Source organism: Streptomyces odontotermitis (genome assembly GCF_050510915.1).
GTDB lineage: Bacteria > Actinomycetota > Actinomycetes > Streptomycetales > Streptomycetaceae > Streptomyces.
On the sequence record NZ_JBNJLS010000012.1, the window covers coordinates 1 to 22,117 of the forward strand.

Sequence of the window (22,117 nt, forward strand, 5' to 3'; positions counted from 1 at the left end):
GCCGCGATAAAGAGAGCGATCAGGGTGCGTAACGGACGTCTTCGGTTCAACCTATGCCTCCAAATGTGCAGGGAGTTGCCGTAGCGAACACAGTGAAATAGATCGGGATGGTATCGAGCAAAGGGTTTTCGCGTGTCGGACCGCAGTTGGCTGAAATTCCTTCGGCTCCTTACCTGATCGGGTTTGCAACCGGAATGTCATTCAGGCGATAGCGCCGTCTCTGGACTCCATGCGCAAGGCATGTGAGTGGTGTGGCGCGCGGTGCTGAATGGAACGTTCAGCTCTTGACCGAGGAACGTCTGATTCGGGCCGCTGCGAGATCTGCTTGCGCTTGCAGCAGGCATAGGGTTGACCGTGGGTGATCAAGTCCTGTGGGACGTGGGGATCTGACGAACGGCCAGTGGGCCCGGCTTCAGCCGCTGTTGCCGCGAGGCATCAAGGCGGGCCGTCCGCCGGTATGGGCGCCACGACAACTGGTGGACGGCTTACGGTGACGGACCTGGACGGGTGCTCCCTGGCGTGGCTCGCCTCAGTTCGAGCCGGTCCTGGAAGCGATCCGGGTGCCCCGGCTCGGACTCGGCGGGCCGGGCAAACGGCCGGACCGTGTCCGGGCCGACAAGGCGTACGACTTCCGCAGCAATCACGCCTACCTGCGCAGGCGCGGGATCAAGGCCATGATTTCGGTCCCTGCGGACCGCGTCCGCAACCGCCTCAAGCCCGGATCGCGAGGCGGACGGCCGCCCAAGTTCCACAAGGACGACTACAAGCAGCGGCACGCAGTCGAGCGGGCTCAACCGCCGTAAGCGCCACCGGGCTGTAGCCACGAGGTACGACTGTGAGGCGGTCCGCTACGAGGCGACCGTGCTGGTCGCAGTCCTCAATGAATGGCTGTGACCGGCACTTTCACGACAGGCCCTAGCTGGCCTCGGAGCCGAATACGTGCGAACCCGACCAGACTCGGCTGCGGGCTACCGATCACCACGACGAGGTTTGCGGGATGGCGCTTCACTTGTCTGAAGCGCCGGGAATCAGCCGCCGACTGTAGCTGGTCGCGGACGAGTAGCGGAACTCCAATAGCGTAGAGTCGCAGTGGGATTTCGTGACAATACGCCCGTATTGGGCTCAATCAAGTCTCGAAATGTCTGTGCAAATTGGACACTTCGGTCATGGGTGCTTTCTAGTCAACCGCTTCAGGTTCTCTTTACGGAAAGGCGTAGACCAATACAAGATCCCTCACGACCCCCAGCAAGGGGAATCACGGGAGGGGTATTCCATGAAGGTTTCCACTAGATTTGCAGCTCTTGCCGTCGCGAGCGCGGCCCTGGTTGGCGGCGCGCTCGCCGCACCGGCCACCGCAGACAGTCCCCAGACTGATACCGTCGGCACCATCATTACCCATACGCGAGGGGACGGCACCACGCCGCCCGCGGAACTTGGCGACCCCGAGGAATGGGGTGTGGTGGAGATTCCGTTCGACGACGCGGGCGGCATTTCGACGAAGAAGATCGTCAAGGTCGGTGGAGGGGAATGGAGCTACGGCTGGAATGTTGTCGCAGACGGTAAGTACTGCTACTCCAACTACTACCACTACAAGGTGAAGCACGGCTCGACCGCAAAACTCGGTTCCCGCACGGCCAAGGATATCGAGGAGCCCAATCACACCTCCAACGCCCACCTGACGGGGGCCGGGCGGCACACGTGCCAGGCGTACTGGTCTAAGTACTAGACCCCGCACCCGTCAGCACGATGGCGGTGTGCAAGGGGCAGTTCGCGCTGCCCCCCGGGGCTCCTGTGCGCGAGTGTGCACAGGAGCCCCGGGATGTTGAGATTCTGCCATGATTGACCACAGATAAGGCTAGAGGAAACGTGTACTTTTCGTGGGTTCGCGTGCTATCCGCGGCCGCGACTCTCCTGGCAGGAGCGGCGCTTGGCGCAATTGGCCCGTTCGCAGGCAAATTCGCTAATCCGGTTTGTCAGACCGTGGCCCTTGTCTTTTCCGTTGGATGGTCATGGGCGTGCTTCGCCTTTCTGGTCGGCTATTTTAAGCGTTCCAGGATCGAGGCGGCACTACTGGCCTCTTCGGCGTTGGCTGTCGGCGTGATCGTGTACTACGTTCTGAAATTTCTGGAGCCGACCGTTCCAGACGGTGGACAGGTCATCTCGCGCGGATCAGTCGAAGAGGAACTCCTTCCCAGAATCCTCTTCTGGGGCACAGCGGCCTTCGTCTTGGGGGCGCCCGTAGGGTTTGCGGGGAACCTAGCTCGGACCCTTGGTGTTGGTGGCCTCCCGTTTCGCCTGGTTGTTCCGCTGATCGCCTTCTTCGAAGCGTCTGAACGGCTAGGCACAGAGGCGGACTCGCAAGGCGTGACTGGCGAAATAGCCTGGAACGTCATTCGCGTTGCTGCGGGTGTCGTCGCCATGACTCTTGCATGGCACACGGTTTGGCGATGGTGGCGCGCCCGGCGCAGTCAGCCCGAGAGTCGGGTCGAAGCCGGTGCGCCGCCGAAGCACCTGTGACCTGTTGAGTACGCCCGTCCGTGCCACGTCTGCCGTGAAGGTACGCAGCGGCTACGCTGCCTCTCGCCTCCGCCTACGACGAGATCTTCTTGAAGTTGTCGTCCGTGTCGGGCTGACCTGCAACGATTGACCGAAACCCTGCTTTGGCCTGGGGCGATGAGCATTTCCGGCTCTTTCGCTGTGCTGCCCGTTCGCTCGGTCGATTCTCCCCAGGCGCTCCCCAGCGGGGCTTCGCTCTCCCCAGATTCCCCCCAGGCGAAGGGTGTCGGAGCCGTGGCGGAAGGCTGGTTCGAGGGGCGTCAGGTACATGTAGGAGTTGTCACCCACCGTATTGATGAGGCCGCCGAATGCGAGAGGCAGAGGGGAGGGAAGCACGGTCGGGCCGGGGCACTGCTCTCCCTTGTAGGGCCTGTTCCGGTGGAGGACCAGTCGCTCGGTAGTGCAGGCCAGCTGCGCAGCAGTGAGTTGACCGAGGGCTGACTTGGTTCCGTTGGTCTCCTGAGGTGTGGACGGCAAGTCCAGGTGCCCGGATTCGCCAACGCCATACACGGATGCAAGACGCGAAGGATGAAGAGACCTTCAACTTTCGTTCTGGGTGCGGGCGTCCGGATCTCGAGCGAGTGTCGTATGTAGCGCTGTACGTCCTCCGAGACGCTCTGCATCACCTGCGTAGCCACGAGTTGCTCATGCCCCTGCGTCTCAGTAGATATTCTCCTGCCAGCAGACAGCACAATGGGGGAGGGCTGGTTGCATGCGATTCATCTTTGTTCACGGGACTGGCGTGCGCCGTAAGCGCTACGACCAATTGGCCACTCTTGTTGCCTCGGGTCTGACCGCGCGCTTCCCCGGTGCAGAACTGGTGCCCTGCTACTGGGGCGACGCTCATGGCGCGAAGCTCAGCGCGGGGGGCGCCTCGATCCCGGGATTCGGCGGTACTCGTGGCGCGGCTGCTGCGAGCCCGCTTGACCAAGAGACCGCAGAGTGGCTGCTGCTGCTGGCGGACCCGCTCTGTGAGTTGCGAGTGCTGGCCGAGTCGGCTGCGGAGGACGACGACGGACTGCGTATGCCAGGCGTCCGAGTCGCAGGCGAGGAGATCGCCGACCGGCTCGCCAAGCTGCCAGACGACCTGCAGTCCAGTGAACTGACTATGCTGCTCCACTCAACGGGTATCGCGGCCAGCTACCCACCAGCCCTGGAAACCGTTGCTGGTTCCGAGGAGTTCGCTGGCGCATGCGGGACTGCCTTCGAGGCCCCAGCTGTCCGGGAGCTCGCAGCGACCGTGGCCCGCTCGGTCATAGCCCAGACTCTGAGTGCAGCCGGGGATGAGGCCCTGTGTACCGGCGATGAACGCGACCGGCTAGTGGACCTCGTCGGCGCAAGTCTGGGCGGCACTGGGCGTTTCCCGGGAGGCCGGGTCGCGGCTGTACTTGGCACGCTCGCCCTGCGGTTGACCACCCAGCCTGCACTCGATCACTGGCGGGCGCCGCTGACTACAGGATCTGTGCCTGCGCTTGGCGACATTCTGCGATATCAGGTGCGTGGCTGGCCCCTGCGCGACCACCTAGAGAGCCTGATCACGGCGAGCCTCAAGCCGACTGTCGTCATCGGGCACAGCCTGGGTGGCATCGCACTCGTGGACCTCTACGCCCTCGCAGCAATCGATCGTAAGCCGCTGCCGGAGGCGCGACTGCTGGTGACCGTCGGCTCGCAGGCGCCCTTCCTGCATGAACTGGGTGCCCTCACCGGGCTGCCACCGACCGCCGGACTGCCGCCCGGCTTCCCGCGCTGGCTCAATATCTTCGACCGCAAGGACCTCCTCGCGTACAGGGCCGAACCTGTCTTCCCCGGAGACCCCCGCGTCATCGACCATGAGGTGAGCAGCAGACAACCGTTTCCGCTTAGCCACAGCGCGTATTGGAAGCTCGATGCGGTGTACGACCGGATCACAGAGGAGATCGAGGCGTCACGGTGACCATCGACGGGCATGAACAGATTGACCCGTGCCGTGTCTTCGCGCTCGTCGTAGGCATCGAGTCGTACGGCATTAGCCGCCAGTGGGACCTGCCCGGCGCGGCCCGCGACGCCGCACGGTTCGCCGAGTGGCTTACCGGCCCTGCCGGTGTCCCGTACAACCATGTGAATCTACTGATTTCGCCTCTCGACCGGACGCAACAGGAGATATCGCGGCATACCTACCTCTCGCCGACCCAGGGAAATGTCGAGCGAATCCTCTTTAAGGAGCTTCCTGCGCGCGACGGTGATCTGTTGTGGATCTACTGGGCCGGACATGGCTACCTCGACCAGACCCACCAGATGCTTCTTCCGTACGTGGACGCCACACGTGAGTGGACCGCGCATCTCAACCTGGAGGCGGCGCTGCGTTGGTGGAAGGGCGCAGGAGCGGCCAAGGGACGCTTCCGTCGGCAGATAGCCATTGGTGACGCTTGCCGGGTCGATGTCCGTGCAGCAAGCAAGCTGGCCTTCGGCGAGAAGGAGTATGGAGCACGCCCGCCTGACCCAGGACGCCGCCAGTTCACGCTATACGCCTCACACGCTGGAGAAGTTGCACAAAACCTCGCTGACCGGGGCGCCGGCCAGTTCACCGCCACCCTGATGCGTCGGCTCGACGAGAACACCCTGGACCAGACTGTGCACGGACTCGTCGGCATCGCCCGCTCGTTACAGGCCGACTTTCAGCTGCTGCGGACCAAAGGGCTCGCCTGGCAGCACCCACAGTTTGTCATTGACCGCGATTGGAGCGGCTCTGCCATCTTCGGCGATCGCTGGACCGATCCGGATCCGGTGGGACACGGAGCTCCGCGTCTCGATCAGCTGGCTTGGAAGGATCTCGGACCGCTATTGCACGGACGAGGAACCCCCGCCCATACGTACGATGCCTATCGCTGGGCCTTCGACATCACCGGCTGTGCATTTCCCACCCACCGTGGCCTGCCACCCGGCGGGCTGATGGCTATCGCCCACGACCTTGACGCCCGACAGGGCAGACAGCGGCACATGCCGCTGACGCTGCCTTTTGTTCGCCATCTCGCTGCATTCTCCCTTGAGTCGGCATGGGCTGAAGCGGCTGATACCTGGGTCGATCACACCCGCGAACGCCTGGGGTCGGCTCCCGTCCCCGCCCCTCCCGAGCCAGATCCGGAACCCGCGGGTCTGCATGTACGGCTCACGGAGGACACGGAAAGCGATGGCGCCCACTGGGTACGGATGTGGCTCTACCGAGAAGGCACATTCGAAGCCGTTTGGGAAGCGGACCAGCCGCTGGCCATGACGGAGGTGCAGGACCGCCTGGCCGAGCAGCTGCTTGGAGATCATGCGGGCGGGCCGGCGCGCATCGAGTTCCATGTGCCGTACGGGCTGCTGGAGGAGGAGTTCGAGTGTTGGCGGCTGCCTATCGGGAGGCGAGGCAAGATGATCGAACTCGGCTGCCATTACGAGGTCCTGGTGCGCTGCCCAGACGAGCGCGATGGTGTAGCGAGGGAGTCCTGGCGGCGCAAGTGGCAGTGGTTCAAGGCTCATGGCGGGCATGACCCGAAAGCCGTGCACGAGCTGGGTGACGGCGATGTCAGCGACACCCTCGGCGTGTTCCTCCAGGCCACTGAACCGCCGGTCTGCGTGCTGGCCGGAGTCTCCGAGCAGCGCCTGATGGACACGCTGGAGGCCGTGCTCGATGCTGGCGTCCCCATTGCTGTCTGGCCACGCCGCGGATACGCGCCACAGGCTGTAGGCGAGATGGCGTCGGCGCTTGGGGGTAGAGACCACATGGATGTCGGCCGCCTTCCTGCCTTGCTGAGGACACTGCGAATTCCGATGCCCGCAGCCGACGGGGTGCGACGGCCCTCCCTTCCCTTGGCACTGATGTGGGACGACCCCGAACGCGTACCCGAAAGGCGGCCGCTGTCATGACGACGAAGGAATGGTGGATCTACCAGGGCCCGGGAACCGTCGAGCAGAGGAATGCGCGGCTGGCTGAACAGCGGCCTCCCTGGCGTGACTTCACGGGGATGCGAGATCCGGAGTACGCGCCGCCTGGGACTGATGACCCTGCCTGGCGGGAAACGCACCACCGGGGCGCCGGATATGTGCCGGACGTAGCGGAGAAGGATGCGGTCAACACAGCCCTGTACTTGCGACGGCCGCTGTTGGTCACAGGAAAGCCTGGCCTCGGCAAGTCCACGCTTGCGTACAGCATCGCGACCGACTTGGAACTGGGTCCCGTACTGCATTGGCCGATCACCAGTCGCACAGCCTTGCGTGACGGCCTGTACCAGTACGACGCGATCGGCAGGCTCCACGATGCCAATCTGCGCAATCTCCAGCAGGTACCCGCCACCTCCTTGGATCCGTCCATCGCACCGTACCTGCGCCTCGGGCCGCTGGGGACTGCGCTGCTGGCGCAGGACCGGCCCCGTGTGCTGCTCGTCGACGAGATCGACAAGAGCGACATCGACCTGCCTGGGGATCTACTCACGGTCTTCGAGGAGGGGGCCTTCGAAATCCCCGAGCTGGCGCGGGTTGCGGCGCATCAGCCGGAGGTGAGGATCGGTACGCGGGACGATCCGCAGGCGCGGGTGCGGGTGGAGCGTGGCCGGGTGCAGTGCCGGTCCTTCCCCATAGTGGTCCTTACCAGCAACGGAGAACGGGACTTTCCGCCCCCTTTCCTGCGACGCTGCATCAGACTGCACATGGAGCCGCCAGGGAAGGAGAAGCTGACGCAGATCGTGCGACAGCGGTTGGGACTGGACTCCACCTCAGACGAACGCTATAGGGAACTCGTAGAAGCCTTCATCGACCGACGGATGGACGGCGACCTCGCCACTGACCAACTGCTCAATGCCGTTCACCTGCGCCTGAAGGGGGCATGGTCCGACTCGGGCGATCGCACACAGTTCCTGGAGACGGTGCTGCACCGGCTCACCGGCCCCTCGTCCGTGTGAGGACCTTTCGGTGATCGAGGAACTGCTCGCAGCGCTGGTCGCATCGGGTGCCGACGCCGGACACGAGGAACTGGCGGACATTCTCTGGCTGGCGGCGCGCGTCCGCGCTGAAGGAGGGCTGGCCAACGCTGGCGACGGACAACAGCCGGACAATGTCGAACAGCGGACCGTGTCGCCGAGCAATCCGGACCAAGGCGACCGTGAGTCTCAGGCTGGCGACCGGTACTACAGCGCCACGCCCAAGGAGGACGCGAGCGCTGCCGATTCAGATGCTCGGCGAGGCGAAGCCGTCCTGGTGCGGCGGGCGATGGCCCTGGAGAACTCCCTCGGCGTGATGAGGGCGCTGCGTCCACTTGGCCGCCGGATCGTACCCGGTGTCACCGCCACTGAGTTGGACGAGGAGCTCAGCGTCAACAGCAGTGTCGAACAAGGCGTGGTGGTGCCGGTGCTGAAGCCGCAACGCGGCCGCTGGCTCGACTTGGCCCTGGTCATCGATACACACCACTCGATGCTGCTCTGGCACGACCTTGTCAGCGAGCTGTGCCGCACCATCGGGCAGACTGGAATCTTCCGTGACGTAAGAGTGTGGTTCCTGAGCGGTACCGAGGCAGGAGGCGTACCGACTGTCGCACGGGCGAACGGCGAGGATTCCCGCCGCCCTCAAGAAGTCGCCGATCCGTCCGGACACCGGCTGGTGCTGGTCATCACGGACACGGTAGCGGGGGGCTGGAGCGACACCAGTCTCCAAGCTGTCCTACGCCAGTGGGCGGCACACAACCCGCTGGCTCTCCTGAATGTGCTTCCGCGCCGTCTGTGGCCCCGGAGTGCAGTGGCCCCAGAGGGTGTGGTTGTACGGGCCGAGCGGCCGGCGGCCCCCAACGTATCGTGGCGCCTGACTCCCGCAACTCGGCACGGTGGGCGCTCGAGGCTGAGCTTCAGGAGCCGGGGCCAGCAGGGGCTCGAGGAGAGCATCGCGATCCCGATGGTAGAAACGTCCGCGTCGGGGCTGGGTGCCCTGGCGTCGTTGGTCGCGGGCCAGGGCCGGTGGAGCAGGCTTTCATGCCTGACAATCGACAGGACGGGGGCGGGCGTTGGATCGGCGGCTGCTCCGGCATCTGTTGCTGCCCCGGAGCCTGATGCAACGCGGGCTCTACGCGTTTTCCAGGAGGGCGCCTCACCCGTCGCCCAGGAGTTGGCGGGCTATTTGTCGGCAGTACCGCTGACCCTTCCCGTCATGACACTCGTACGCCGAGCCATGCTGCCGTACTCGGAACACGGACACCTTGCGGAGGTAGCGCTGGGTGGACTCTTCGAAGGTTGGCAGGGCGGACACGGCACGGTTGACATGGCGCGCTTCGAGTTCCACTTTCTGCCCGGTGTGCGCGAGGCACTGTTGGGTGGCCAACTCCGTGATGAGATCACAGCTGTTCAAGAGCTGGTCCGGCGCGAGGTTGCGGACTACGTCGAACGGCTGGCAGGAGGATCGGGCGGTGACTTCCCGGCGATGCGCACGACAGCCGGGGGATCGGGAGAGCGGAACATCGGTCCGGGGGCGATGCCCTTCGCAGAGTCAGCCCCGTCACGGGTGACGCCGGTGGCGGAGACGCGAACACTGCAGATCAGCGCACACACGGCAACGCCCGTGGGTGACTTGCCGGTTCAGACCCCTCTCTATGTCCCCCGCGAGTTCGACGCCCAGCTGCGATACCTCGTCCGTCGAGCCGAGGAGGGGGAGCCCATGTTCGTCGTTCTCGTGGGAGATGTGCGTGCTGGGAAGACACGCTCGGCATTGGAGGCTGCGCGCACTCTGCCGGACGGGTGGGTTCTATGGGCACCCCCTACGGCCGAGGACCTTCGAGAGGGAATCTCGCTAATTGGGCCACGGACGGTGGTGTGGCTGGACGACATGGAGCGGTTTATCGGGTTCATCGACGCCGCTCAGTTCGACCGCATGCAGCCGCCAGTGCTCGTGATGGCCACCGTACAGTCCACTTCCTGGGAAGGTCTTTTCCCGGACGAGGTCAAGAGACGTGCGACGACCGTCCACGTACCCGACACCTTCAGCGCTAGCGAGCTTGCACGGCAAACGGGCATCACCGGTTCCCGGTCCCCTCTGACCGCACGGCGGCAGAAAGAATCGGAACGCTTCTCATTTCTGGTCCCCGGCGGTGTCGTTGCAATGGCATCTGTGCCTTCCCTCGATGGTCGGGCGCACCTTGCAACTTACAGTCGACCGGATGGAAGAGTGCGAGCATGGTCCCCGGAGACGGGCTCCATGGTCGGCGACCCATTCACGGTGCAAGCGCCTGGAATCGTGGCAATCGCCGCCGTACCGCTGCCTGCGAGATCTCCGCTGCTCGCGACGATCTCCCATGAGGGAGAGGTGCGTCTGTGGGAATCGACCGACGGAAGGTATAGCGGCGTTCTGTACTCCGTTCCTCGTAAAGGGGTGCTGTCGATGACGGAATTTCTAGAAGTGGGTGAGCCCCCACGTCTTGCCATCACGGAATACAGCGGAATAGTTCAGATCTGGGATGCTGCGAACGGGACTCCAGTGAGCAATCCCGTTTGGACCGGTGCATATCCTGGGCGGGCTGTCACTGCCCTCATTGATTCCACTGGGCGGCGCCGCCTAGCAACGGCCGACTACAGCGGTGTTGTGCGGCTATGGGACCTGCAATCCAAATTTCCCACTCACCGTGAACTGCTCACCATTCGTCCGCAAAAAGTCTTGGCTATGGCGGCTATTGATAGGGTTGGGCGGCACAGCCTTCTCGCTACCATTGGGTATGACGATGTTGTTCGGGTATGGGATCCCTTTGTGGAGTCTGTGGTTTGACCGAACGGAGTCGCATCGAGCAGGCGTGCAACCACCTTGATCGCACCACCTCAGGAGCGTGATCGGCGCAGAACCGGTTGGACGCCTTGATCGTCTGGCCCTCGGAACGGGGTGCATCCCTCTATCACTGAGTCGGCTTCACCGCATCAGAGGAAACCCTGGAACTACTCGTCGAACCACTCTGACCACTCACGGGTGCGTCGCCTTCTCTGTGGTCGTCAACTGCAGCTTCATCGCGGGGACTACGAGAACTCGGTACCGCCTGATGCAGAGACACCACCTCTGTGAGCGTCAGTCACAGCTCCGGCGCGGGAAGGTCCGTAGAGCACGAGCTACTGGCCTTGTCTGCGTGTTGTCGTGGGGGGTTGCCAGGACCACGAGCACCTCCTGGCAACCCTCCGCCGCGGATTTCGCCAGCTCCAATACCGAAGTGATCTCATCGACAGCTGTCTCGTCGCAACCGGACTCGAACTCACGACAACACGCAGGCAAGGTCAGTAAGTACACAGGGGAGAATCGGTCGTCAAGTAGTTGGCAGCTAAATGCACGCAACGTGGTGTCTCCGAAGTCTCTCGGCGAGAGCGTGGCGCTTCCTCGCGACAATCCGGTGAAGGGCTTCCTGATCAGTGCGGACAAGAAGTTTGCTGGATTTCGCGCAACTGACCCGGACTTCAAGTCAGTTCTAGTTAATGTGTGGGATGGCTGCGTCAACGAGCCTTCGTCAGCTTTGGCCTCTCCGGCTTCAGGGTTGTTCACTCCGAACTCGTTTCATCGTGCTGATGGTCGGGTGGTTGAGTTGCCGGATGTGGACGCGGTCCTGCTGGTCAGGCATCAGCACGAGGTGGTGGTGGGGGCTGGCCAGCCGTTGGCCGATGACTGGGTGCATCTGCTTGACTACGGCCGTCCCGGCAGTTTCCCTCCGTATGCGGTGGTGACGAACCCGGTGGGGCGTTTGTTGCCGAGTGAGTTCTTGTTGGCGTTGCATGCTGTCCCGGTTGAGGCGTTGAACGTTGCAGCGGCGTACAACCCGGGCGAAATCGTGATGTGGGTTGATAATGCCGACGACACCGAAGACTGACAGGCCGCGGTCGTCACGGCGCGCGAGCGGGGCTCTTTGAGCGAGATCGGGCTGTCTGGTTAGTGATCACTGATGCGATGTGGCGCCGGATCTAGCCGCTACTGTCGGCTGATTCAGTCCGTGGCTGACGGTAGGCCGGTGGTTGCTGGACCCTGATGGCCGTTGCACGGAGGCATCGGGGCCCGCTCTCCCCAGTGTGATCTGCCATCAGAAGCGACGACGATAGCCTCCCCTTGTAAAAGGTTCGCTGCACAGCGAGTCAGTTCGTGCCGTACAGGGCAGCTGCGATCGCGGCACGCATCTCTGCGGCACTGCTATACCGATCCTGCGGATCTCGTTCAAGGGCTCGCATGATGATCGCCTGATACGCGGACGGCAGCCCCGCGCGGATACGGCCTGGGGGTGTTGCCTGCTCGTGCACCTTGCGCGACATCATCTCGAAGGCACTGCTGGCGGGGAACGGCACCTGTCCGGTGCACAGTTCGTAGAACACGACCCCTGCGCCGTAGATGTCAGCAGAAGTGGTAGGGAGCTGACCGAGTACGCCTTCCGGTGCCATGTAGGCGGCTGTGCCCACAACGGTCCCGTCGCCCTGGTGCACGGGCCCTCCTCCCTCCTCTGCGATGACGTGGGAGATCCCGAAATCGAGGATCTTAACCTGGCCGTTCGGTGTCAGCATGATGTTGGCTGGCTTGACGTCGCAGTGAACCACCCCAGCCTGGTGGGCGGCCTCCAATCCGGACAGTACGTCGTGGACGGCTTCTGCCGCCTCGTCGGGTGTCAGGGGCCTATCCTCATTGAGCGCGGTTGACAGATCGATTCCCGGGACAAGCTCCATCACGAAGAATCGTCCGGCCTTGCCCTCGACCACGTCGTGGATCGCCGCCACGTTCGGGTGGCTCAGCCCGGCCGCGACCCGCACTTCGGTCCAGAAGATCTGCCGTACGACAGGTTCGTCTTGCCCGTGTAGCTGGATCGTCTTCAACGCGACCCGTCGGTCCAGGAGACGGTCATAGGCCACATGCACGGTCCCCATGCCCCCGCTCCCGAGGGGGTGGAGGACCGCGTATCGCTCGCCGACGGGGGCCGGCTCCGCAGCGCCTCGCGTAGCTCTTCTTGTGCTTCGAGCGTTCGCCGACAACGGGAGCAGTCGGTTAGCCAGCGCCTGCAGATGTGCCCCAGGAACGGGTCGCGGAGCAGCCGCGAGGGTGCGCGGCCGGAAATTGGGGTTGCGAGCGATGACCAGGGTGCCGGAGGTGTCGGTACCTGTGCGGTCAGGTGTGGGGCGTCCTTGTGCAGCCAGGGCTGTTTTGACGTGGGCGTAGGCGGCGTCGACGCTGATTTCTGCTGGCCCGCCAGCGATGCCATGGATCAGGACCTGGAGCAGTTCACCGGTGAAGGCGGTGTGGGTCTCGCCGATCGGCGCGAGTGCGGGTAGGTCGTGGCGGGCGGAGCTGATGACCACTGCTCCCGTGGTCGCCACTTGCCCCCGTAGTGCGTCGGCCGCGTCGGCCATCAGCCCGTGGGCTTGCCCGCTGAAGCAGCTGTCGAGGATCACCACCCGGCGTTCCGCCCGGGTTTGGATCAACACGGACTTCAGCCATGCGTATGGCAGACAGGTCCACGGCTCGTCTTGCCGCGAGCCGGTGACCGAGACCGAATACCGCAGCTCGTCGTCGAGATGGCCGTGTCCGCTGTAGTAGACGAGCAGGGTGTCGGTGGCTTCGGCGGCCGCCCGTCGCACGGGGGCGATGAATTCGGATGACTGACTGGGGTTGGTGACGACCGTGCAGTGCTCCGACGGCAGGCCCCAGCCTGGTGCTGAGGTGAAGAAGTCGGCGAGTGCTGCAAGGTTGTTCCGGACGGCCGGGAGAGGCGGCAGGTGGTCGTAGTCCGCGACACCGACAAGGACCACCCGCGAGGATTCCGGGCGGGGGAGCGGCATCCGGCGGCTACTCGCTCTCCAGTGCCCGGACGATCCGAGCAACGTCGGCTGGGTCACCGGAACCCACCGTCACCCGTACGTCGTCGCGCTCGATGGTAACGACCGGCGTCGATGGCCGGGTCCGGCGCCAGGAAGAAATCGCCAGCGCCAGGCTGGCCGTCGAAAAGCCGGACTGAGTGACCAACGCGATGACTTCGAGAGCCCCTCCCATCTCGTCCTCGGCAGGCTGCGCAGACTGGAGGACGATGGTTGCCCCAGTCCTGGTCGTCGTGTCCTGACGGAGCCACTGCGTGAGTTGACGCAAGTCCCGTCCAGGTGAGTCCCCATCCACGGAAATGCGGTACTCCGGCATGCCCAGGCCCCTCCCCCTCAGTCCCCGTCCGTTACGGGTGCGGACTTGGCGATCCATGATAGAGCTGGTCGCATTTGAGGCCGGGGCGGGGCATGGTGCGGCTGAGTCTGGAGCGACGTGACCAGCATCGGTTATCACGGCAAATGGATCGTTCACGTCTGCTCAGATTAGGGCGGCGTCGAGGAGGAGTTCGGCGCGCAGGGCTTCCTGGGGAATTCTGCGTCCTGCGACGAGCAGCCGCCGGGCCGACTCTCGGAGATCCTCCGGGAGCCATGCGGATACTGCGCGGGCTTCTCGGGCGCCAACTCGCCTGCCTGTGCAGGAGGGTTGGGCCAACAGCAGTGTCCACAGCCCGTGTGCCGGACCGGCTTGGATACCCGCGTCACGGACGATCGCGCATGCGGTCGCCGCGATCTTCAGGCCCGTGGCGTCCAGATCTCCCATGTAGTCGAAGCGCGCGATAGGGAACGGGAGGGTGGAGATGGAGGCGAGGGGGGTGGTATTGCGGCCCTGTACCCATGCGACGGCCGCCCAGGGCGCCGCGGTCCTGGGGGCGCGCAGCACCTTGAGCAGGGTGCGTTGGGTGCTGTGGTTCTCCACACAGACCATCGGCGAGGGCACCTGGGGGATTTCCGTGACGGGTTCCCACACTGGAGCCGTAGGGACGCGCTCGCAGCGCAGCAGGTCGAAGTTCAGCCGGTCGGGCCGCCAGACCGTGCCTCCGCCACGGGGAGACGGGCCGTCGAATGCCTTCTCGTCGCCGACGATCTCGTAGGCCCTCTCCCTGGTGGTGGCGAGGGGAACACGCCCTCCGTTCGTGCGTCGTCTCCACTCGCTGACCGCCACCACGAGATGCCGTTGATAGGCATTCAGCCGTAAGCCCTGTGCCCAGCAGGCAATCTCCGGACGTAGCGGCTCGGTGATCTCCAACAGGGTGTCCACCTCGCGATCAGGTGCCGTAAGCGTGATGGCGCTAGGGAGAGTGATTCGTCCCCGCTGGACGGTCACGGTCCGCATGGCCTTCCAGCGACCCTCCTGCTCGCCGAGCCTGATCGTGGCCAGGATGATGTCCGGTACATCGGCCGGATCAGCGTGTCTGACCAGCGAGTTGATGGCATCCGCGATGTCCTCGATGTCACGACGGCCACCACGCCGGTCAGGGTCGAGAATGGCGACCAGTTGGTCAAGGTGAATCTCGCCCGATGTCATGTCCCGAGGACCTTCATGACGTCTCGCTGCATCACGGTGAGATCGACGACTTCACGCTCGCCATCGTCAGTGACCACGATCTTCTCGCCGGTCGCGGGGCGGGAACGGCGGTTGAGCGCGATGGTGCGGTCGAACATCGACAGAGCTCCCTTGTCCATAGGGGCTGCCGTGAAGAGGAGTTGCAGATCCATCTCGTCGGCTGCCCGCCGCATGGTGCGGACGAACTGGTCCGCGGACGCCTGACCGAATGGGTTGTCCAGCCACAGCCAGCCGATGGCGGACGTCTCGTTCATGGAGCGGACTTTGGTCATGGCCGCGTACAACAGGACGCCTGCGGTGACGCGTTGGCCGGCGGAGAAGTTCTTGAGGTCTGCGACGTTGACGCGGTCGAGACGCAGGTCGGTGTGGGGCTTGAGGATCCGTACCTGGAATGGCTTGTCGAACAGTGCGCGAGTCGCGGCGAACAGTAGGGACTCGGGGTCCGATGAGGAGGCGGAGTCGGGGGCGAGCAGGGTGTGGATGACGCGTGCGATGCGGTCGATGACCACCTGCTCGTTGTCCGGGGTTTTGTCGTGGCTGATGAGGACGAAGTGGCGGCTCGACCAGTCACCTAGTCCTTCGGGCAGTCTGGACTGATTCTGGTAGGAGCGCAGCCGCGTGAGCGCCTTCGCCACCTGGATGTGGAGGATGCGCGCGCAGTCGTTGACGTTCTGGTCGTGGCTGTCGAGATCGTCGTGCAGTGAGGCCGCCCGATGTTCAAGCTGCCCGGCGATATGCCGTGCGTCAGCGGCCAGTTGTGCGTCGGAGCGCAGGCGGGTGATGAGGTCGACCACATGTGGGTCCTGGGCGTGCGCGACGGCGTGTGCTTGCGGAGCGTTGGCGAGAGCGTGGACGGTGGTGGTGCCTTGGATTTCGCTTCGCTCGCTCTCGGCGAGAGATTCGTGTGTGAAGTGCAGTAGGTTGACGGCTTGGTTGATGTCACCCACGAGAACCGTCACGTCGTCTGCGTAGTGGCCGGGCAGGGTGGCGTCGGCCAGGTATCGCAGGCTGTTCACGGTGGTATCGACCAGTTGGATCGACTGAGCGGTTTCCAGGGCTGTGGCCTGGGCGGTGTGCAGGTGTGCTTCTTCGGTTCGCTGGGCTTCCTGGGCCTGCGTGACGCGATTGCCGAGCTGCGTGGCGAGGCGGTCGGCGTCCGCGGGAGTGGTGACCTCGGCAGCGGGAGGGAAGCCTTTCAGGTCCGGGGCCGTGCGCGCGGTGCGTTCTTCCAGCAGTTGCTGCTGGACCTCTCGGGCGGCCTGTGCGTCGTGCTGGGCCTGTGCGTATGTCTCGCGTGCGTGGGCCTCCGTGGCCTTGGCCTGACGTACCGCCCTTGCAAGGGCTACGGCATGGCGTGCCGCTTCCGTGTCTGCGTAGGTTTCAGCCTGCTGACGGTGCTCGGCCGCGTCGTCCAGGGTGGCGTCGAGATCGGCGACTTGGGTTCGGGTCGTTTCGATCTCTCGCAGCAAGTCCTGGTCGATAACGGCCCGTTGGAGGGCTGCCACCGTGGCGGTCAGGCGTGCCCGGATGGTCTCCGGACCTTCGGTGGGGACAGGGCCGTCCACCGTCGATGACAGGTGTGCCGCACGCAGGACTTCCGAGGCATCGTCCCGGCGGCGTTTCATCTCCTGGACGAGGTCCCCTGCTGCATCGGCGGCCTGTTTGAGTTGGGGGATCTGGAGGTTCAGCGCATCGACATGGTCGTTTGCCGCGGCGACGGCGTCATGGAGTGAGGGCAGACGTTCACACACAGTGGCCAGGACTGTGGCGGCGTCGATGACGGGGGCGAGGAGCCTGCGTTGTTCCGAGGCTTCCTCGACCGCGGTCTGTGCGGCATCGCGCTGCCGTTGCCGCCGTTCTTTGTCCTGCACGATCTCGCGCAGCGTCCCCTGCGCGGCCCTCTCGTCGGCCTCGGCTGTGGCCAGCTGCTCGGCACCCGTGCGGACCCGAACGGTGAGGCCAGGGCGCGGGTCGGTCGGCATCTCCTTCCACAGCTGGGTGAGCGCGGCGAGCATGTCACGGGCTTCGGCGGCCCGCTGGGTTGCCGTACGGCGCCGCTGCTCGGCCTTCTCCATGTCGAGGGTGACGCTGGACACCATCTCGCCTACCACGTCCCGGTCGTATGTACCGGGGTGCGGGAGCAGCACACGACCGTGGGTCCCGGCGCCTGCTGCTGTGGCGTCCCGGCTGGCTGCGGCCTCCGGATCGGAGACGGCACCGATCCAGACGGCCGTGTCCAGTGAGCGAGTGCTCAACGTCTCCAGCGCCTTCTCAAGATGGTCGGCGCGGGCAAGGACGACTCCCGAGACGATCTCGGGCCTGGCCTTCGCGAACGCGGCGGCAGCCTGCGGCGACAGAGTGGACGCCAGCCAGCGCCATCCGGTCCAGGCCGGCACGTCGTCGTCGACGCACAGGCGGGCCAGTTCCTCAGTGAGTGCCGAGGAAGGGAGGAGCCCGTCGGCACCGATAGAGTCGAGGGTTCGCCGGGCAGCCACGACATCGGCACGGGCGCATCCAGCTTCGTGGTCGGCGGATTCGGCACGCTGCCGCAGGGACTCGGTCAGCGCGGGCCGTGCCGCCCACAACTCGATGACGGTGTCTCCCACCGCATCACGGAGTCGCTCGTCATCCATCAAGCGGCGCACGCGGTCATCAATCTGTACGACGCGCCGGCGCGCGGCGTCGGCGTCAGCGCGCACGGCAATGGCCCGCCGGTTCGCCCGCGCCGCGCGTTCCTGCTCCTGCGTAACGCGCTCGTCAATCGCCCGTAGCGCCTCATCCGCGGCCCGCCGTTCGGCACGGGCTGCCATGATCCGCTCGGCCCAGCTCTCGTCGAGTGCTGCAGGACTGGCGCCCTCGGGCAGCAGACCGCTGGTCGTAGCGGCCGCGATGACCAGCCGACAGGTCCGCTCCTGGTCTTCGACCTGACGCACCTGCTCCGACGCCTTGGCTCGCTGGGCAAGGGCGTCGTGGAGCGAGGCGGTAGCTGCCTCCGCCTCACCGACGGCTCGTTTGTGCTGCCTCTTGGCCTTGCTGAGTTCGGCTGTGGCTTGGTCACGGAGATCAGTAAGGATGCGCGCCAGGTCGTGGCGGTGTCGCCGCTCATCCGCCTGCAGGTCGCTGGTTTCCTTCTGCGCGGCTGCCAGCCGCTCGTTCAGCCCGGTGAGGTGTGCCTTCGCGGCACGTGCCTTGCGTACCGTGTCGACCAGTTCCCACGCAGCAAGGGAACTCGCGGCCTTGTCACGCTCGGCGCGCTTCTTCGTGGCGATGGCTGCGGTGGCCTCCGAACGGAGTTCGGCCCCACGCACCCGCATCCGCATCTGGTGGGCACCGGCCCGCCGGGCGTCGGAGATCGCAGCTTTCACGTTGCGCCGGTGCGCAGCACACTCCGCCTCGGCCCTCGTCTTGTTCCGGGTCAGTACGGCGAGGGTGGCCTGGGCGTCGGCGACCACGGCCGCCCCCCTCGTCTTCGCCGCCGCCAGAGCCTGCTGGTTCTCCAGTACTTGGTCGTGCACATCCGCCAGGCCGGCCAGTTGCTCACCGATCTGCTCCCACAGCTTGAGCTCGTTCAGCCAGCTCGGCCGCTCAGCGGCATGGACCCGGAGCACATCGATGCTCTCCGCGATCCGCTCGACCGTCGTGGTCGGTGTGGTTGCTCCGAGCAGCCACTGCACGAAGGCGTCGGAGTCGGCGAACCGCATCTTTTGGTCGACGCCGCCCTCCGATTCGTTCATCTTGGCCTGGAACCGTGACTGGGCAAGGTCGATGTCCGCTGCAGACAGCCACTTCAACCAGGCTTCGTGATACTCGGATGGACGGTGCGGCGGCAGCACGCCCCCTTCGGGGAGCATCGCCCGCAGGGCGGTCACGAACTGGGTATGGGTGGTGCGCCGGCCTTGTCGGGTACGGAACGGCAGGTTGGAGATGGTCGGTCCGGGGCTGTGGGTAACCCAGCCGTAGTACTCGCGCTGGAGTTTGCGCGGATGGTCCAGATCCTGGACGCCGTCGTCGGTCCAGTGGGCGACCATCCCCATCACGATGCGCTGAGGTTCGTCGCCCACAAGACGCGTGGCTTGCTCGACGATGTGGCACACGTCGCCGGAACGGACCAGCTTGGCCAGCGACCGGTCCGAGTCACCACGGATGAAGTCCCACGCATGCGGCAGGTACAGCGCGAACCGCAGCGCGGTGATCGTTGTCTTGCCCGTGCCGTTCTCGGCCCACAAGGCGGAGTGCTGCGTGCGCTCGAAGGGGTCGGACCACGTCAGGTCGAGCCCTTCGAGCCGTGACTCGGGAAAACCCGCCCCGGTCAAGTAGGTACGTTCCAACCGCCAGGCGGTCCCCATGTCTCAGCCCTCCTCGCTGCCGGTTTGGCCATCACCCAGCGACTCGAGGAAGCGCTCCTCATCCGAGGGCCAGTCGGGAATGACCTGCCTCACCAAGGGGGCGCCCGTTGCCGCAACGTAGGCGCGGAACCGGTCAGTCGAGCGCCAGACGCCGAGGTCGTGTCGGGGTGGCGGCACGGTCGTGTCGGCGACGAGAAGGTTGAAGGAGGCCAGGAGCCGCAGCACGTCCTCGCACATCTTCACGGTGGTCTTGCGACCGAGTCGCCCGGTCTTCTTCGTCTCCAAAGCCTGCTTGTGCTGCCGGTCGTACGCCTCCCACGCCGGCCCCAGCCCGCCATCGCTCTCCGTGTCACCTGTTTCGATAGCGGCCGCCTGGTCTCGGATGAGACGGTCCACATCGAGGGCCGTGACCCGGCGCGTTCCCGGTTCCTGGACCGCGCGGGCATTGGGGAAACACCAGGCGGTGAGCCCCGCGAGCGCGAGGCCGTAGACGAGCCGGTGTTGCGTGCCGTCGAGCGGCAACAACTTGCGGGTATAGACCACCGCGAGTGGTGAGCCCGGTTCTGCGGCCAGGACGAACCCCGCCGTATGGTCGGCCGCCAGCACCGTCGCCCCCATGGCTCGCAGTACCTCGTTCGCCGCTGTACGCAGCTCCGGTGAGGCATGGAAGAGCCCTACGACCCGCCCATAGGCATCGAGACGGCCGGGGGAGGCGCTCGCGTCGAACGCATAGCGCAGGAAGAGTCCAAGGTCACGGGCATCGTCACGGGAGATCATGACTGGCCGCCCTTCGGAAGATGATGAGGTCGGGCACGCACAGATCTGGTACGTCCCTGCGGCTCCCGTCGTCGATGGCCCACCACTCGTCGTCCGGCTCGGGGTGTCCGTCCGGGCGCCACAGCTTCAGCGCCTCGTAGACCAGCAGAAGGCGCAGCCGCAGCCGCGCGGTCTCCGCCTCGGCACCGATGAGCCCGGACAGATGGTCGGCCAGGGCGGACTGGGGGAGGGCGAACAGGGCGTTCGCTCCGTCCAAGAGCCTGCTGAGCCGAGCCCGACCCCCGGGAGGTATCAGGCAGGTCCGCAAGGTGTCAGTCACCTCATGGAACTGCTCGGGGAACTGCTCGTAGATCCCCGCCACTTCACCGAGCGGCCCTTCGGCAGTCTGCTCGACACCGGCATCGGAGAGAGACCGGGGCGGAGCCACCAGGCGCCTCACGAGCGCGACCACGTCCAAGAGGACGGAGGGGGCCAGTGGCGTCAGGTCTCGCCCGACCGAGAACGTTGCCTTGCGCAGCAGGGGCACCAGTACGTCCGCCGTCGGGTTGATCTCGCCCATGGGGCTCTGTCCGAACGCCTGGGCCGACTGCGCCGCACGCCAGCGTGGGCTCGCCGCGATCACGTCAGTATGCAGGGACGCGATCGTCTCGACCGCCTCGTCAAGACGCGCTGCGGCCTTCGCCAACTGCCCGACCGCCATGGGGTCATGCTCCCGCGACGCGTTGGCCACCAGGTCTTCCAGATGGCGCAGCAGTGTGCCGTCGACCGTGATGCGACGCTGCAAGTGCTCAGCCGCAGCGATCAGTTCGGGACGCAGGCGGTGTAGATAGCCGACCTGGGAAACATCACGTTCGGCATCGCTGATCAACCGGCGCACCTTCATGGCGTAGGCCCGGGACAGCAGCAAAGCCTCCTCGGTCGACGCGACGGCCGCGGCAAGATTCCCCTTCTCGGTCTGGGCGCGCAGGATCGCGATGATCGCCTCGGACTGGTCCTCCAACGGCCGGTCGACAGCAACCAGAAGCAGAGCGACCGCCTTGTCGTCCACATTCACCAAGATCGTTCGCCCGTCAGCGGCGAACGTTTCGTACAGCACCCGCACCGGGATGGGTTCCGCCTTCCACCCATTGTCGGCGTTGGCGTACTCGATCATGAACTCGTGGCTGGGGTGTTCATGCCGCAGAAGGTGGTCCAGAACGTACTGCGCGACGTGCTCGTGCTCACCGCCTGACCGGCTCGGAGCCATCTGGTGTGCGAGATAGGCCAGTTGCGCGATCACGACAGACCGAGGCGGCCCGGGAGTTCCTTGGAAGCCGGCCGAGACGGCGACGAAGTCGACGGTGTGCAAGACCAGGGAAATGAAGTCGTATGCCGACCACTCCACACTCGGATCGTGGCCCCGATGCAAGTGCAAGTGGAAGATCGGCTCCAAGTGGGCAAGAGCACGACGGCGGCGAGCAATGTTGCCCAACGGGGCACCAGGATCAAGTAGGGGCACGCCTTCGCCTGAAGGGGCTTCCGCGTCGCCAGAGCCCGTCATGTGCCTGCTCCCCTCGTGCAACCGCGAGTAATCCGCGATGCCGACATGAGGGAGCGCGGCCAGCCGAGTGCCGAAGGCAGGTCGGCACAGGTCGCGCTTCTCGCGCCCACTACAGCACTCCCCCCATCCCGGGAGCGACCGCACCGATCAGTGCATAGCGGCTATCGGACAATCGCTGAGAAGCCCTGATCATCGCCAAGGTGCCGTGAGCGCCAGGGATGTGCCCTACGCCCCGCCCAGCGGCTTGGCCAGGTCACCATTGCCGATGAACGATTCCACGAAGGTACTCGGCGGCCGACGATAGAAACGCCGTGGTGACTTCTCGGACCCAACCGTAGACCGATCCGTTCAATGAGTTCACTCCTGAAGTGATAAGGGGCGGTTGCGACTGCTTTCTGATGGCTGGATTGCAGGTGACCTCAACCTGGGCAGGAGTATTTTGCGCGCCCTTACCCGGCAGCTGCCGGAATAGGCCGTCACGATACCGACGACTCTGGCTCGATCATCGGCGGGCAGTCCC

13 protein-coding genes and 1 pseudogene are annotated in these 22,117 nt (G+C 65.1%); 8 read left to right on the top strand and 6 right to left on the bottom strand.

Translation table 11 applies throughout. The features are described 5' to 3' along the window. Positions 1-371 precede the first annotated feature (371 nt). The 8 genes and pseudogenes from ACQB60_RS28560 to ACQB60_RS28595 all read left to right on the top strand — a co-directional run bounded on the left by ACQB60_RS28560 (position 372) and on the right by ACQB60_RS28595 (position 11,389). Positions 372-894: pseudogene (locus ACQB60_RS28560) on the top strand (transposase). Positions 895-1,273: 379 nt separating this feature from the next. Next, a complete protein-coding gene (locus tag ACQB60_RS28565) occupies positions 1,274-1,726 on the top strand; it encodes a lactococcin 972 family bacteriocin (protein WP_496928957.1) in 453 nt (150 codons plus the stop codon). A gap of 140 nt (positions 1,727-1,866) precedes the next feature. After that, positions 1,867-2,517 carry a hypothetical protein gene (locus tag ACQB60_RS28570; RefSeq protein WP_496928958.1) on the top strand — a complete coding sequence of 217 codons (651 nt, stop codon included), beginning with the start codon at positions 1,867-1,869 and terminating at the stop codon, positions 2,515-2,517. Positions 2,518-3,268: 751 nt separating this feature from the next. Continuing rightward, the gene (locus ACQB60_RS28575; RefSeq protein ID WP_496928959.1) at positions 3,269-4,489 is read left to right on the top strand and encodes a hypothetical protein; all 1,221 of its coding nucleotides are present in this window, start codon (positions 3,269-3,271) and stop codon (positions 4,487-4,489) included. After that, positions 4,486-6,441, top strand: a complete 1,956-nt coding sequence (locus ACQB60_RS28580) for a VMAP-C domain-containing protein (protein ID WP_496928960.1) — start codon at positions 4,486-4,488, stop codon at positions 6,439-6,441. Before ACQB60_RS28575 ends, ACQB60_RS28580 begins: the two co-directional genes overlap by 4 nt. Beyond that, positions 6,438-7,472, top strand: coding sequence for an AAA family ATPase (locus ACQB60_RS28585; protein ID WP_496928961.1), 1,035 nt, complete (start codon positions 6,438-6,440; stop codon positions 7,470-7,472). Before ACQB60_RS28580 ends, ACQB60_RS28585 begins: the two co-directional genes overlap by 4 nt. Positions 7,473-7,482: 10 nt before the next feature. Beyond that, a complete protein-coding gene (locus ACQB60_RS28590) occupies positions 7,483-10,311 on the top strand; it encodes an SAV_2336 N-terminal domain-related protein (RefSeq protein WP_496928962.1) in 2,829 nt (942 codons plus the stop codon). A 553-nt stretch (positions 10,312-10,864) separates the two neighbouring features. Then, positions 10,865-11,389, top strand: coding sequence for a hypothetical protein (locus tag ACQB60_RS28595; RefSeq protein WP_496928963.1), 525 nt, complete (start codon positions 10,865-10,867; stop codon positions 11,387-11,389). 259 nt (positions 11,390-11,648) lie between these two features. Here ACQB60_RS28595 and ACQB60_RS28600 read toward each other — a convergent pair whose 3' ends face one another. The 6 genes from ACQB60_RS28600 to ACQB60_RS28625 all read right to left on the bottom strand — a co-directional run bounded on the left by ACQB60_RS28600 (position 11,649) and on the right by ACQB60_RS28625 (position 21,441). Then, entirely contained in the window at positions 11,649-13,334 is a 1,686-nt protein-coding gene (locus ACQB60_RS28600; protein ID WP_496928964.1) for a caspase, EACC1-associated type, read from the bottom strand. Between the two features lie 7 nt (positions 13,335-13,341). Continuing rightward, positions 13,342-13,686, bottom strand: a complete 345-nt coding sequence (locus ACQB60_RS28605; protein WP_496928965.1) for an effector-associated constant component EACC1 — start codon at positions 13,684-13,686, stop codon at positions 13,342-13,344. A gap of 162 nt (positions 13,687-13,848) precedes the next feature. Next, positions 13,849-14,895 (bottom strand): hypothetical protein, encoded by a 1,047-nt coding sequence (locus ACQB60_RS28610; RefSeq protein WP_496928966.1) that lies wholly within the window; start codon positions 14,893-14,895, stop codon positions 13,849-13,851. After that, the gene (locus ACQB60_RS28615) at positions 14,892-19,280 is read right to left on the bottom strand and encodes a hypothetical protein (protein WP_496928967.1); all 4,389 of its coding nucleotides are present in this window, start codon (positions 19,278-19,280) and stop codon (positions 14,892-14,894) included. Before ACQB60_RS28615 ends, ACQB60_RS28610 begins: the two co-directional genes overlap by 4 nt. A 3-nt stretch (positions 19,281-19,283) precedes the next feature. Next, positions 19,284-20,057 carry a hypothetical protein gene (locus tag ACQB60_RS28620; RefSeq protein ID WP_496928968.1) on the bottom strand — a complete coding sequence of 258 codons (774 nt, stop codon included), beginning with the start codon at positions 20,055-20,057 and terminating at the stop codon, positions 19,284-19,286. Then, positions 20,044-21,441, bottom strand: a complete 1,398-nt coding sequence (locus tag ACQB60_RS28625; protein ID WP_496928969.1) for a hypothetical protein — start codon at positions 21,439-21,441, stop codon at positions 20,044-20,046. Before ACQB60_RS28625 ends, ACQB60_RS28620 begins: the two co-directional genes overlap by 14 nt. Positions 21,442-22,117 lie beyond the last annotated feature (676 nt).

What these genes read in the sequence shown, in the direction of transcription:
- ACQB60_RS28620 (WP_496928968.1), bottom strand. Translation starts at nt 20,057, where the DNA reads ATGATCTCCCGTGACGATGCCCGTGACCTTGGACTCTTCCTGCGCTAT.
- ACQB60_RS28585 (WP_496928961.1), top strand. Translation starts at nt 6,438, where the DNA reads ATGACGACGAAGGAATGGTGGATCTACCAGGGCCCGGGAACCGTCGAG.
- ACQB60_RS28565 (WP_496928957.1), top strand. Translation starts at nt 1,274, where the DNA reads ATGAAGGTTTCCACTAGATTTGCAGCTCTTGCCGTCGCGAGCGCGGCC.
- ACQB60_RS28600 (WP_496928964.1), bottom strand. Translation starts at nt 13,334, where the DNA reads ATGCCGCTCCCCCGCCCGGAATCCTCGCGGGTGGTCCTTGTCGGTGTC.
- ACQB60_RS28615 (WP_496928967.1), bottom strand. Translation starts at nt 19,280, where the DNA reads ATGGGGACCGCCTGGCGGTTGGAACGTACCTACTTGACCGGGGCGGGT.
- ACQB60_RS28610 (WP_496928966.1), bottom strand. Translation starts at nt 14,895, where the DNA reads ATGACATCGGGCGAGATTCACCTTGACCAACTGGTCGCCATTCTCGAC.
- ACQB60_RS28605 (WP_496928965.1), bottom strand. Translation starts at nt 13,686, where the DNA reads ATGCCGGAGTACCGCATTTCCGTGGATGGGGACTCACCTGGACGGGAC.
- ACQB60_RS28575 (WP_496928959.1), top strand. Translation starts at nt 3,269, where the DNA reads ATGCGATTCATCTTTGTTCACGGGACTGGCGTGCGCCGTAAGCGCTAC.